The sequence below is a fragment of the Aeromonas hydrophila subsp. hydrophila ATCC 7966 genome, assembly GCF_000014805.1.
GTDB lineage: Bacteria > Pseudomonadota > Gammaproteobacteria > Enterobacterales > Aeromonadaceae > Aeromonas > Aeromonas hydrophila.
This window is the reverse complement of the sequence record NC_008570.1, coordinates 3,846,199-3,858,887: the sequence shown is the minus strand read 5'-3', so window position 1 is coordinate 3,858,887 and position 12,689 is coordinate 3,846,199. Positions and strand designations below refer to the sequence as shown.

Genomic DNA, 12,689 nt, shown 5'->3' with positions numbered 1-12,689 from the left:
AAGTCAAACATGAAAAATAAAATCAAATGGATAGGTGCTCTCTTTGTGCTGATGAACGGATCCTGGGTGTGGGCGGCCAGCCTGCCTGCGGATCTCAAGTGGGAGACCAACGACACCGACCCCGTGTTCGCCTCGCCCAAGGCGCTGCCTGGTGGCAGCATCACCATGTTCGTGGACAGTTTCCCACTGACGTTTCGCACCGTGGGGCCCGACTCCAACGGCGCGTTCCGCTCCTTCATCATGGACAACCAGCTGAGGCTAATCAGCTTCCACCCCAATACCGGCAACCCCATTCCGTCGCTCGCGACCCACTGGGCCATCGCGCCGGACAACCAGACCGTCTACTTCAAGCTGGATCCGCGTGCCAAGTGGTCCGACGGCAAGCCGGTGGTCGCCGATGACTACACCTTCGGCTACGAGATGATGCGCTCCAAAGACATCCAGGGGCCCTGGTTCAACAACTACTACACCACCGAAGTGGTGGCGGTGGAGAAGGTTGACGACCATACCATTTTGGTCAAGGCGGGTACCCGCAAGGCCAAGCTGGACCTGCTCAACACCACCGAGCTGTGGCCCCAGCCCAAGCACTACTACAAGCTCACCCCCAACTGGGTGAAGCAATACAACTGGGCCGTGGTGCCCAACACCGGCCCCTACGTGATGAGCGACGTGAAGAAGGGCAAGTCCATCACCTTCAGCAAGCAGAAGGAGTGGTGGGCAAAGGACGATCGCTACAACCAGCACAGGTTCAACCTCGACACCATCAAGGTGCAGGTGATCCGCGATCACAACATCGCCTTTCGTCACTTCCTGAAAGGGGAGCTCGATACCTTCGAGATGATCCTGCCCAACTGGTGGCATGAAAAAGCGGTTACCCCCGAATACAAGCAGGGATACGTGCAGAAGGTGATGGCCATGACCGACACCAAGCAGGGCGGGCAGGGGGTTCACCTCAATGTCGCCAATCCCAAGCTGGCTGACCTCAACGTGCGGCTCGGCATCCAGCACGCCTTCAACATCGACAAGATGATTAAAACCGTGCTGCGCGGCGACTATGACAGAGCCACCACTTTCGGCTCGGGCTTTGGCGAGTTCACCGACATGCAGCTGCCGGAGCGGGCCTATGACATCGCCAAGGCGCGCGACTACTTTGCCAAGGGCGGTTACGCCAAGCCGGGGCCGGACGGCATCCTGCAAAACGACAAGGGGGATCGGCTGACCCTGGCGCTCACCTACACCAGTCAGGAGCACTCCAAGCGCTTGACTGTGCTCAAAGAAGAGGCCAAGAAGGCGGGCCTGGATCTGGAGCTCAACCTGGTGGATGGCGCCACCGGCTTCAAGGCGATGCTGGAGAAAAAACACGAGGCGGCCTGGCTTGGTTGGGGCGGCGGTGGCCTCTACCCGCAGTACTGGGAGTCGTTCCACTCGGCCAATGCCAACAAGCCGCAGACCAACAACCTGTTCAACGTGGCTGACAAGGAGCTCGATGGGCTGATCGATGCCTACAACGTCGAGTTCGACATGACCAAGCGGGCCGAGCTCTCCCGCCAGATCCAGCAGCGTATCTATGATCTCGCCATCTTCGTGCCCGGGGTGCAGCTCAACTACGTGCGGGCCAGCAGCTGGCGTTACGTGATGCTGCCCGAGGTGCCCGCCACCAAGAACACGCCGGATCTGCTCTACTGGCCCATGGACGGCTATCCCCACAGCAGTGGCGGCCTGCTCTGGCTCGATCCCAAGGTGAAGGAAGAGACCCTGAAAGCCAAGGAGGCAGGGGAGGCGCTGGCGCCCATCAACCTGCTCGACAAGACCTATGCACGTCACTGATATGGCGCAGAAGGGAGCAGCAGTCATGTCCAACACACAGGCTCCTCACCCCGGTGTCCGGGAGCATGGGAAGGATGGCCAGAGCAAGGCCCCCATTCTGGAGGTGCGCGATCTGGCGGTGGAGTTTGCCGTCGATGACGGCAAGATCAAGGTGCTCGACGGAGTCAGCTTCCAGGTGGCCCCCGGTCAGACGCTGGGGGTGGTCGGCGAGTCCGGCTGCGGCAAGAGCGTCACCTCGCTCGCCATCATGGGGCTGCTGCCCAAGCCCCATGGCCAGGTGGTAGGAGGCTCCATTCGCTTTCAGGGGGAGGAGCTGCTGTCGCTTGCGCCGGATCAGATGTACAAGGTGCGCGGCAACCGCATCTCGATGATCTTTCAGGAGCCGATGACGGCGCTCAACCCGGTGCAGACGGTCGGCGATCAGCTGATGGAGGTGTTTCGCCTCCACCGCCCCGACTACAGCAAGGCCCAGCGCAGGGAGGCGGCCATCGCCATGCTGCAGAAGGTGGGGATCCCCGAGCCCGCCCAGCGCTTTGCCGTCTATCCCCACAACCTCTCCGGCGGCATGCGCCAGCGGGTGATGATCGCCATGGCGCTCGCCTGCGAGCCGGCGCTGCTCATCTGCGACGAGCCGACCACGGCGCTCGATGTGACCATTCAGGCCCAGATCCTGGAGCTGATGAAGGAGCTGCAGGCCCAGACCGGTATGGCCATCATCTTCATCACCCATGATCTCGGGGGGGTGGCGGAGCTGTGCGACGAGGTGGTGGTGATGTATGCCGGCCGGGCGGTGGAGCAGGCCGATGTGTTCGAGCTGTTTGACCACCCGCGCCATCCCTATACTCATGGTCTGATGAGCTCGATCCCGCGGCTCGAGGATGAGCCCAAGAGCCTGCTCAAGACCATCAAGGGGCAGGTGCCCGCCCTGCACGAGATGCCGGCCGGATGCCGTTTCTCCAACCGTTGCCCCCATGCCACCGAGATCTGCGTGAGCGCCATTCCGGCCACTGAGCAGCTCGCCGAGCGGCATGGGGTGGCCTGCCACCACTGGAGGGAGCTAGCCGTATGAAGACGCTTTTATCGGTGCGCGACGTGAAGCAGCACTTCCAGCTGGGCGGTGGCTTGTTGCGCAAGAAGTACCATGTCTACGCGGTGGACGGCATCAGCTTCGATCTCAAGCAGGGGGAGACGCTGGGGCTGGTGGGCGAGTCCGGCTGCGGCAAGTCGACCCTGGGGCGCACCCTGCTCAAGCTGTTCGAGCCGACCGCCGGCACCATCACCTTCGAGGGGCGCGACATCACCCACCTCCGGCCCAAGGAGATGCGATCTTTGCGCCAGGAGATGCAGATCGTGTTTCAAGATCCTGCGGAATCCCTCAACAGCCGCCACACGGTGGGGCAGATCCTGGAGGAGCCCTTCGTCATCCACGGCAAGGGCAACGCCGAACAGCGGCGTGTCTGGGTGCAGGAGCTGCTGGAGAAGGTGGGGCTGCCCGGCAGTGCGGTGGATCGTTATCCCCATGAGTTTTCTGGCGGCCAGCGCCAGCGCATCGGCATCGCCCGGGCCATCGCCCTCAAGCCCAAGCTGCTGGTCTGTGACGAGGCGGTGTCGGCGCTGGATGTGTCGGTGCAATCCCAGATCGTCAACCTGCTGCTCACCCTGCAGCGGGAGATGAACCTCGCCATCATCTTCATCGCCCACGACCTGTCGGTGGTCAAGCACATCTCGGATCGGATTGCGGTGATGTATCTGGGCAGGATCGTCGAGCTGGCCGAGGCCCAGTCGCTCTATCTGGCGCCCCGCCACCCCTATACCCAGGCGCTGATTTCGGCCATTCCGGTGCCGGACCCGCGTCGGCGCAGCCAGCGCATCCTGCTGACGGGGGATGTGCCGTCTCCCATTTCGCCGCCGAGCGGCTGCCACTTTCATCAGCGCTGCCCTTACGCCAGCGAGCTGTGCCGCACCAAGGCGCCGAGCCTGCAGCCGTGTGACGGGGCCGATCATCAGGTGGCCTGCCACACGCCGTTGCCGCTGGCCGAGGTCATCCCCCTGGGAAAGGCGGTATGATGCCGGTGCCCGCATCGCAGCAAGATGGCACGGGAAACAGCGAATAAAAAATGGGGCCTGCGGGCCCCATCTTCATGGTTGGAGTTCAGGTTTGGCCGTGGAACATCTGGCCAGGGCAGGACAGCTCCCCCGCAAGGGGATGGCTGCTGTGTGGATTGCTGTTTTTTGTAATTTTACTACTTGAATGTTCGATCACGCTTTCACGAAATTGCCCGCTGGCGGCATCAGGCGCCATAGCGGAAGTAGTAGTTGCGGGTTGCCGGCGCATAGGTATCTTTCTCTACGACGCCTTTCTTGCTGGTTACACCCTTCAGGTGGAACAGAACTGCCAGATTCTCAAACATATATTCACCTCATTGCTCTGTCGTTGATTTGTTATCTGTGACCTGGGTCACGCTTTGATCCTATGGCCTTCTGTGAGCTGGATCAACTTTTTGTGTTGTAAATTTACATAAATCATAGAAAGGGTTTTCAAATCCAAGGTTGCTTATGGAGACGGTTTCAGCAGGCTCTCAGATTGATACCCGTGGTCTGGTTGACGGGTCTGGCTGAGCCTCGGATGGGGGCGGCAGAGCCGTCCGGCGGTTTCGAGGGAAAACATGCCAAGGGCTGGCGGGAGCAGGCAAAAAAATACCCCGCACCTGGCGGGGTATGTGGTGTGGCCGGTCGGCCTTGACCTGCGGGCTTATTTGGCCGGGATCTGTTCCAGCACGTGAACCAGCAGTTGCCAGAACCGCTCTACTGCCGGGATGTGTACCTTCTCGCCCGGGGCGTGGGCGCCGCGGATGGTCGGGCCGAAGGAGACCATGTCCCACTCCGGGTAGGCGCTCTTGAACAGACCGCACTCGAGGCCGGCGTGGATCACCATGACGTTCGGCATCTCGCCGAACAGGGTCTGGTAGCTGTTGCGCACCAGCGCCATTACCGGGGAGTCCACGTTCGGTGCCCAGCCCGGGTAGGCGCCGGTAAACTCGCAGCTGGCGCCAGCCAGATTGAACAGGGAGCGGGTCATCTGTTCGACGCTCTCGCGACCGGAGTCGATCAGGGAGCGGATCAGGCACTGTACGTACACTTCGCCATCCTGGGTCTTGATGACCCCCAGGTTGGTGGAGGTCTCGGTCACGCCCGGGATGGCATCGCTCATGCGGATGACGCCGTTCGGGCAGGCCATCAGGGAGTCCAGCAGGCGGGCCTGCAGGGACTCGCTCATCAGCTGGGCCGGTTTTTCCTGGGTGGTGAGCAGCACGGTCAGGTTGGCTTCGGTGGCGGCGAGCTCGCTCTGGTAGATGCCGGTATAACGGTCAACCAGGGCCTTGAATTCGTTGACGCTGGCGGCGGGCACCAGCAGCTTGGCACGGGCCTCGCGCGGGATGGCGTTGCGCAGGGTGCCGCCATGGATCTCGGCCAGACGCACGCCCAGCGGCTCGGCGGCCTTGAGCAGACGCACCAGCAGCTTGTTGGCGTTGCCGCGGCCGCGATGGATGTCGACCCCGGAGTGACCGCCGCGCAGGCCCTTGACCTGCAGCTCGAAACCTTCACCCTCGGTGGCGGCAACCAGCTCCAGCGGGAAGCGGATATTGGCATCCACCCCGCCGGCGCAGCCCATGTAGACCTCGCCATCCTCTTCGGAGTCGGTGTTGAGCAGGATCTCGCCTTCCAGCCAGCCCGCTTCCAGACCGAAGGCGCCGGTCATGCCGGTCTCTTCGTCGGTGGTCAGCAGCACTTCCAGCGGACCGTGCTTGATGGTCTTGTCGGCCAGCACGGCCAGGCAGCCAGCCATGCCCATGCCGTTGTCGGCGCCCAGAGTGGTGCCGCGGGCAGTGACCCATTCACCGTCGATGTAGGCATCGATGGGATCCTTGGTGAAGTCGTGCTGGGTGTCGGCGTTGGCCTGCGGCACCATGTCGATGTGCGCCTGCAGCACCACGGCCTTGCGGTTTTCCATCCCCGGCGTGGCCGGTTTCTTGATGATGATGTTGCCGACGGCATCTTGCTTGACCGCCAGACCTTCCCCTTGTGCCCATTGGACGATCCAGGCGCTCAGCTGGGCTTCGTGCTTGGAAGGGTGGGGGATGGAGCAGATCTGTTCGAAGAAATGCCAAATCAGTTTGGGAGAGAGAGAACTAAGCTGTGCCACGTCGGGACTCCTTACCAGCACGGAAGATGACAGGGCCCCGGTAGCGGGGCGAGCAAGAGGATAACGATAATACAGTCAATCACACAAAAATGTGAGCGATCAGCGCAAATTGCGGGCGGCTTGTGCTGGCAAGCGGGGGAATGGCAGCGTACAGCTCCGGTATGGACGAAACGAACCAGCACAAAAGAAAATTTGTGACTCGCATCACAAAAATATTGAGTTTATGGCGCCGGCTGGTAAATTAACGACCGTGGTTCGCCACCCGTCAGGATGACGATGAATGCCTCCAGGGAACCGAAGCAAAGCAAGTGCGCCTCCATGGAACCGAGTGTCCGTTCAAGGATCTGAACCCGCATTAAGGTACGTAACTTGTTAAGCAATCAGGAGTTTATGATGTCAGGCAGCAATTCAACCTATTGGTTCGCCCAGTCTCTTTATACCCAGGGTTTCAACTATCCGAACCCCTACGCCAGCCGCCGTTAAGGCTGGTTGCCGGCCAGGCTGACAGGCAGATCGAAAACAGCAGGCGAGTGAGGAATCCATCCTCCCCCCTGCTATTTTTTTATCTGCTGCTCGGCGAGCGTCGCCCGGGAGAGGGAAAAAGAGGGAGTCAGCCGGACTTGATTCGATTTTTTTCCTGCATTTCGCATACGTTTGCCAGTCAATTTATCCGCAAACGATGGTATCATGCCCGCCCAACAGCCTGTCTGCGGTCCTGCCCTCTCTGTGACATGACCGCCAGCTCTGCCCATCCTGCTTCCATTGCATCTGTTTTCGCTGCCGAGGGTCTTCTCCCGAGGCGGCCGCGGTGCAAGCCGAATTTGGGAAAAAGGGCCGTCAGCATTAACGAAATCACGTGCGTCTGCACGGGTTTTCAAGTCTTAAGTGATTGTTTTTATAACTCGTTGAGATCGATAGTATGCCGAAAAAGTTTTATGTGTCGTGGGACAACCTGCAACGTGAAGCGCGCCGTCTGGCCCGTCGTCAACTGCCCGTCAGCCAGTGGAAAGGGATCATCGCGGTCAGCCGCGGTGGCCTGGTACCGGCTGCACTGATGGCGCGTGAACTTGGCATCCGCAACGTCGAAACCCTCTGCATCTCCAGCTATGACCACAACAACCAGCGTGATCTGGTGGTGGTGAAGGCCGCCACCACTGCGGGTGACGGCGAAGGTTGGCTGGTGGTGGAAGACCTGGTGGACACTGGCACCACCGCCAAGGCGATCCGCGAGCTCTACCCCAAGGCCAAGTTCATTGCGATCTTCGCCAAGCCGATGGGTGAGCAACTGCTGGATGACTTCGAAGTCGCCATCCCGCAGGACACCTGGATCGAACAGCCGTGGGATATGGCGCTGGAGTTTGCCACGCCGATCTGCGACGAAGAGTAAGCAGCGAATCAGCTTCACAGGGCTCCTATATGGAGCCCTGTTTTTTTGTGGTGCAACTGGCTGCCGGGCGGGAAAAGTGGTTAAGATGGAGCCATTGCATGACAGTATGAGTAATAGCTTTGGACTTGAACGACGACCTTAACCTGACCGAGAAGCTCTTTACCCGGGTAAAAAAGGTGCTGGAGACCTCTGAAGTCTCCAATTCCAGCCCGGTCGCGGAGCAGGATGACAATGTCGACGAGACCTTCATCGACGGTTCCATGTCATCGCGCTGGTATCGTCTGCTGCGCCGGCCGACCTGGGCCTGGCAGGGGGCGGACCCGGTCGAGGTGGAGCAGACCCTGGCCTGCATCGCCATGGGAGAGGGCGAGCGTACCCACGAGCGCTTCCTGGATACCATCAAGGGTTATGTGCCCGGCAACTGGGTCTATGAGTGGAGCCAGCTGGCCGGCCGCTACTTCAACCGGGGTCGCGAGCTGGTGGCACAGGGCGAGCGGGCCGCGGCCCTGAAGAGCCTGCTCAAGGCGGTGCGCTACTACTCCATCGCCAGCTATCCCCATCTGAAGAATGACGAGCTGGCGGATCAGGCCCAGCTGCTCGGCAACATGGCCTACCGCGAGGCGGGACGCCTGTTCAAGGTGCCGCTCAAGGAGCTGCAGGTGCCGTTTCGCGGCAAGCACATTCAGGGCTACCTGCACCTGCCGACCACCGACAAGCCGGTGCCCCTGGTCATCGTCAGCGGCGGCATCGACTCGCTGCAGGTCGACTTCCTCAATTTCTATCTCAAGTGCCTGGAGCCCAACGGCATCGGCATGCTGTCGCTCGATATGCCGGGCATCGGCTATGCCGAGCACTGGCCGCTGGTGCAGGACACCAGCCGGCTGCATCAGGCGGTATTGAATCATCTGTCCGAAGTGGCCTGGGTCGATCACCAGCGCATCGCCATGGTGGGCTTTCGCCTGGCGGGCAATGTGGCGGCACGGCTCGCCTTCATCGAGCCGTTCAAGCTCAGGACCGTGGTCTGCATCGGCGCCGGCGTCAATCAGGTGTTTACCAATCAGGAGATGTTTGCCCGCTGCCCGCGCATGATGCGGGACGGGCTGGCCAACCGGCTGGGGGCCGATGCGGCCCAGTGGGAGTCGCTGCGTACCAAGTGCCAGGTATTTTCACTCAAGACGCAGGGATTGCTGGGGACTCGCACTTCCGTGCCGATATTGAGTATTGGACACAAGAAAGATTTTATTTGTCCCGAGCAGGATGTCCGGGCATTGGCGTCCGCCAGCCGTAACGGCAAGGCGGTGGTGTTCGACAAACAACCCTTGCTGGAGGTATACGACGAGGCGTTGAAAGAGATGGTCGACTGGCTCAAGAAGCACCTATGTACATGATATAGCGCTAAAATATAACGTCATCCCAGGGTGATGTGGCTTGTTCAACAGGGAGGTTAACATGTCAGAAAGAGTGACCTACAAGCGACTGCTGAGGCAGTTTGCCGCGATTGGCCCCTATTTACGTGAGGACCTGTGTGAAGAGGGGCGTTACCGTTTCGACTGCCTTTCCGTCTGTGTCAGCGCCAAGCCGGCGCCGGACAAACGGGAATTCTGGGGCTGGTGGCTGGTGCTGGAGCAGCAGGATCACAGCTTCAGCTATCACTATCAGGTCGGCTTCTACAACGCCGAAGGGGAGTGGCTCAACAAGCCGCTGCCCAAGAAGCATCAGGCTGAAGTCGAGCGTACCCTCAACCACTTCTACAAGCTCATCAGCGACAAGCTGCACCAGCTTGGTTGCCAGCTCGCTCCCGCCGAGCAGGTCACCAACGAGCTGACCGTCACCGCCGCCTGATGACCCGCCGCCCCGCCAGCCACCCATCGGCTGGCGGGGCGTTTCTTTGCTGCTTGCTCCGCTTTGCCTGCACCCGCAGCTGCCTTGGTGTTAATTGCCTTGCAGGGCAACAGGGCCGTGGGTATAAAGGGATTCCTTATATTTCAGCCTTTTTGCTCCCATGGAAAACAGAACCATAGTCGTCAAACTGGGCACCAGCGTGCTCACCGGGGGATCTTCCCAGCTCAATCGTGCCCACATGGTCGAGCTGGTCAGACAGTGTGCAGCCTTGCACCGTCACGGCCACAGGGTCGTAGTGGTCACCTCGGGGGCCATTGCGGCCGGCCGTGAGCATCTGGGCCACCCTCCATTGGCGCCAACCCTGCCCAACAAGCAGATGCTGGCGGCCGTCGGCCAGACCCAGCTGATCCGGGTATGGCAGGATCTGTTCAACCTCTATGGGCTGCACATCGGTCAAATGCTGCTGACCCGCGCCGATCTTGAAGATCGCGAGCGTTACCTCAATGCCCGCGACACCCTGCGGACCCTGCTCGATCACCGCATCATCCCGGTCATCAACGAGAACGACGCGGTGGCGACTGCCGAAATCAAGGTAGGGGACAACGACAACCTCTCCGCTCGCGCCGCCATTTTGGCCGATGCGGATCTGCTGATCCTGCTCACCGACCAGAAGGGGCTGTTTACCGCCGATCCCCGTACCAACCCGGATGCCCAGCTCATCGAAGAGGTACAGACCATCGACGACACCCTGCGCAAGCTGGCGGGTGACAGCGTCAGCGGGCTCGGTACCGGCGGCATGGCCACCAAGCTGCAGGCCGCCGACGTGGCGCGCCGGGCCGGCGTCAACGTGGTGATCGCCACCGGCCAGATGCCGGAAGTGGTCGGCCGTCTCGCCAAGGGCGAGCGCATCGGCACCCTGTTCCCGGCGCTGGCGTCGCCGCTGGAAGGGCGCAAGAGCTGGATCCTGGCAGGGCCTCCTCCCCACGGCGAAGTGCAGGTGGATCAGGGCGCCGTGGCCGCCATGCAGGAGAAGGGCTCCAGCCTGCTGCCCAAGGGCATAGTGGCGGTTAAGGGCGATTTCGTACGTGGCGACGTGGTGCGCATTCTCGACCCCAAGGGTGCCGAGCTGGCGCGCGGCATCTGCCGTTACAATCATCTGGAGCTGGACAAGCTGCGCGGCGTCCATTCGGACAACATCGAGCAGGTGCTGGGTTACGGCTATGGCGCCGTGGCCATCCACCGCGACGACATGGTGCTGCTGTGAGTCGCCAGCCGCTGCAACGCAAGGGCAGCGGCACATCAAGATAAGGGGGACGCCGCCATCGGGCGGCCCCGCAAGAACCAAAGGGAAGAGAGATGAGTCTGGAGAAAATGGGGCAGGCGGCCCGTGAAGCCGCCTATCAGCTGGCCACTGTCAGCACGGCGCAGAAGAACCGGGCGCTGGCCGCCATCGCCGACGAGCTGGAGGCACGCAGCCACCAGATCCTGGCCGCCAACGAGAAAGACATCGCCGCCGGCCGTGCGGCGGGCTTGTCAGACGCCATGCTGGATCGGCTGCTGCTCAACCCGGCCCGGCTGGCCGGTATCGTGGCGGACGTGCGCAAGGTGATCTCTCTGGACGATCCGGTCGGGGCCGAAATTGACAGCCGGGTGCTGGAGAACGGCCTGCGCCTCTCCCGCCGCAGGGTGCCCATCGGGGTCATCGGGGTCATCTACGAGGCGCGTCCCAACGTCACCATCGACATCGCCAGCCTCTGCCTCAAGACCGGCAACGCCAGCATACTGCGTGGCGGCCGCGAAACCTTCCACTCCAATCTGGAGCTGGTGCGGGTGATCCAGAGTGCGCTGGCGGCCTCCGGCCTGCCGCGCGATGCGGTGCAATACATCGACAACCCGGATCGGGCGCTGGTGGGCGAGCTGCTGCGCCTCGACCGCTATGTGGACATGATCATCCCCCGCGGCGGTGCCGGGCTGCACAAGATGTGCAAGGAGAACAGCTCCATTCCGGTGATCATCGGTGGTTTTGGCATCAGCCACATCTTTGTGGACGAGAGCGCCGATCTGGCGCGCTCCCTGGCGGTCATCGACAACGCCAAGGTGCAGCGCCCCTCCGCCTGCAATGCCCTCGACAGCTTGCTGGTGCATGAGAAGGTCGCCGCAACCCTGCTGCCGCAGCTGGTGGGTCTGATGAACGAGCGCAAGGTGGCCCTGGTCGCTACTCCCGAGGCCATGCCGCTGCTGGCGGGCGCCGACAGCCTGCGTGCCGCCGGCCCGGAAGACTTCGATACCGAGTGGCTCTCGCTGACCCTGGGGGTCAAGCTGGTGGCGGATGTGAACGAGGCGCTGGCCCATATGCGCGAGCACAACGCCGGCCACTCCGATGCCATCCTCACCAACGATCTGGCCAATGCCGAGCGGTTCGTCAACGGGGCCGGTTCGGCGGCGGTCTACGTCAACGCTTCCACCCGCTTCACCGACGGTGGCCAGTTCGGGCTGGGCGCCGAGGTGGCGGTCTCGACCCAGATGCTGCATGCCCGCGGCCCCATGGGGCTGACCGAGCTCACCAGCTACAAGTGGGTGGGATTGGCGGACTACCTGAGTCGCGCCTGACGTCTTTGTGGTCCTCTGTGAATATGCCGACTCAGGTCGGCATTTTTTTGCTTTTTTCTTGCCTGCTATCAGGGGCTTGCATATAACTATCCAGCGAGGTGTGGCGATATTTTGAGCGCTGCGCTAGCCACAAAAACGGGAGCAGATTCAAGGATGAAGCAAACAGATTGGATGAAGCGCTGGGGTGCGCTCTGGCTGGGGTTGCCGCTGCTGCTGGGGGCGCTCTGCTTCAGCAGCAACAGCCACGCCAGCTGGGATCAGGATCTCTACCGCCAGTTGGGGCTGGCCGGCAAGCTCGACAAACAGGTATTTCGCAAGGCCATCAACAGTTACCAGAGCGTGCGCCACAAGCGCAAACCCATTCTCACCATCATCGACTACAGCAAACCTTCGACCATGCGCCGGCTGTTCGTCATCGACGTGAAACGCCACAAGCTGCTCTACCACACCTGGGTCAGTCATGGCCGCAACTCGGGCGAGCTGGCCGCCAACCAGTTTTCCAACCAGTTCAACTCCATGAAGAGCTCGCTCGGAGTCTATCGCACCGCCGAGACCTATCAGGGCAAGCACGGCTATTCGCTGCGCCTCGACGGCCTCAGCCCTGGCCAGAACAGCAATGCCCGCAAGCGGGCCATCGTGGTGCACGGCGCCGACTATGCCAGCCCGCGCCATCTGCGCAAATATGACAAGCTGGGCCGCAGCTGGGGCTGCCCCGCACTGCCCAAGGAGCAGTCCAGGGCCATCATCGACATCATCAAGGGGGGCAGCGTCATCTACGCCCACGGCTGAGGCCGGCCCGCGAACCCAAATAAAAAGGCC

The 12,689-nt window shown here is 61.6% G+C and carries 9 protein-coding genes and 1 pseudogene; 9 read left to right on the top strand and 1 reads right to left on the bottom strand.

Annotation, left to right across the window (positions count from 1 at the left end):
- Positions 1 to 9: 9 nt before the first annotated feature.
- The 3 genes from AHA_RS17350 to AHA_RS17340 are packed head-to-tail and all read left to right on the top strand — an operon-like array spanning position 10 to position 3,894.
- A complete protein-coding gene (locus AHA_RS17350) occupies positions 10 to 1,827 on the top strand; it encodes an extracellular solute-binding protein (RefSeq protein WP_011707195.1) in 1,818 nt (605 codons plus the stop codon).
- A gap of 25 nt (positions 1,828 to 1,852) precedes the next feature.
- On the top strand, positions 1,853 to 2,896 hold the full coding sequence (locus AHA_RS17345) for an ABC transporter ATP-binding protein (protein WP_011707194.1): 1,044 nt from the start codon (positions 1,853 to 1,855) through the stop codon (positions 2,894 to 2,896).
- Complete coding sequence (locus AHA_RS17340; protein ID WP_011707193.1) at positions 2,893 to 3,894, top strand: ABC transporter ATP-binding protein; 1,002 nt, start codon at positions 2,893 to 2,895, stop codon at positions 3,892 to 3,894. Before AHA_RS17345 ends, AHA_RS17340 begins: the two co-directional genes overlap by 4 nt.
- A gap of 685 nt (positions 3,895 to 4,579) precedes the next feature.
- Here AHA_RS17340 and AHA_RS17335 read toward each other — a convergent pair.
- Complete coding sequence (locus AHA_RS17335) at positions 4,580 to 6,031, bottom strand: aminoacyl-histidine dipeptidase (RefSeq protein WP_011707191.1); 1,452 nt, start codon at positions 6,029 to 6,031, stop codon at positions 4,580 to 4,582.
- A gap of 919 nt (positions 6,032 to 6,950) precedes the next feature.
- Here AHA_RS17335 and gpt point away from each other — a divergent pair.
- The 6 genes and pseudogenes from gpt to AHA_RS17305 all read left to right on the top strand — a co-directional run bounded on the left by gpt (position 6,951) and on the right by AHA_RS17305 (position 12,659).
- Positions 6,951 to 7,418: a xanthine phosphoribosyltransferase gene (gene gpt / locus AHA_RS17330; RefSeq protein ID WP_011707189.1), complete on the top strand. Its 468-nt coding sequence runs from the start codon at positions 6,951 to 6,953 to the stop codon at positions 7,416 to 7,418.
- Between the two features lie 119 nt (positions 7,419 to 7,537).
- A complete protein-coding gene (gene frsA / locus AHA_RS17325; protein WP_011707188.1) occupies positions 7,538 to 8,806 on the top strand; it encodes an esterase FrsA in 1,269 nt (422 codons plus the stop codon).
- 61 nt (positions 8,807 to 8,867) lie between these two features.
- Positions 8,868 to 9,260, top strand: a complete 393-nt coding sequence (gene crl / locus AHA_RS17320; RefSeq protein WP_011707187.1) for a sigma factor-binding protein Crl — start codon at positions 8,868 to 8,870, stop codon at positions 9,258 to 9,260.
- A 160-nt stretch (positions 9,261 to 9,420) separates the two neighbouring features.
- Complete coding sequence (proB, locus tag AHA_RS17315; RefSeq protein WP_011707186.1) at positions 9,421 to 10,524, top strand: glutamate 5-kinase; 1,104 nt, start codon at positions 9,421 to 9,423, stop codon at positions 10,522 to 10,524.
- 80 nt (positions 10,525 to 10,604) lie between these two features.
- Positions 10,605 to 11,870: pseudogene (locus AHA_RS17310) on the top strand (glutamate-5-semialdehyde dehydrogenase); the annotation flags it as partial.
- A 153-nt stretch (positions 11,871 to 12,023) separates the two neighbouring features.
- Complete coding sequence (locus AHA_RS17305) at positions 12,024 to 12,659, top strand: murein L,D-transpeptidase catalytic domain family protein (RefSeq protein WP_011707184.1); 636 nt, start codon at positions 12,024 to 12,026, stop codon at positions 12,657 to 12,659.
- The last annotated feature ends 30 nt before the right edge of the window (positions 12,660 to 12,689 follow it).

Excerpts from the sequence above, each read along its gene's own strand:
- AHA_RS17305 (WP_011707184.1), top strand. The coding sequence starts at position 12,024 with ATGAAGCAAACAGATTGGATGAAGCGCTGGGGTGCGCTCTGGCTGGGG.
- proB (WP_011707186.1), top strand. The coding sequence starts at position 9,421 with ATGGAAAACAGAACCATAGTCGTCAAACTGGGCACCAGCGTGCTCACC.
- AHA_RS17340 (WP_011707193.1), top strand. The coding sequence starts at position 2,893 with ATGAAGACGCTTTTATCGGTGCGCGACGTGAAGCAGCACTTCCAGCTG.
- crl (WP_011707187.1), top strand. The coding sequence starts at position 8,868 with ATGTCAGAAAGAGTGACCTACAAGCGACTGCTGAGGCAGTTTGCCGCG.
- gpt (WP_011707189.1), top strand. The coding sequence starts at position 6,951 with ATGCCGAAAAAGTTTTATGTGTCGTGGGACAACCTGCAACGTGAAGCG.
- AHA_RS17345 (WP_011707194.1), top strand. The coding sequence starts at position 1,853 with ATGTCCAACACACAGGCTCCTCACCCCGGTGTCCGGGAGCATGGGAAG.
- AHA_RS17350 (WP_011707195.1), top strand. The coding sequence starts at position 10 with ATGAAAAATAAAATCAAATGGATAGGTGCTCTCTTTGTGCTGATGAAC.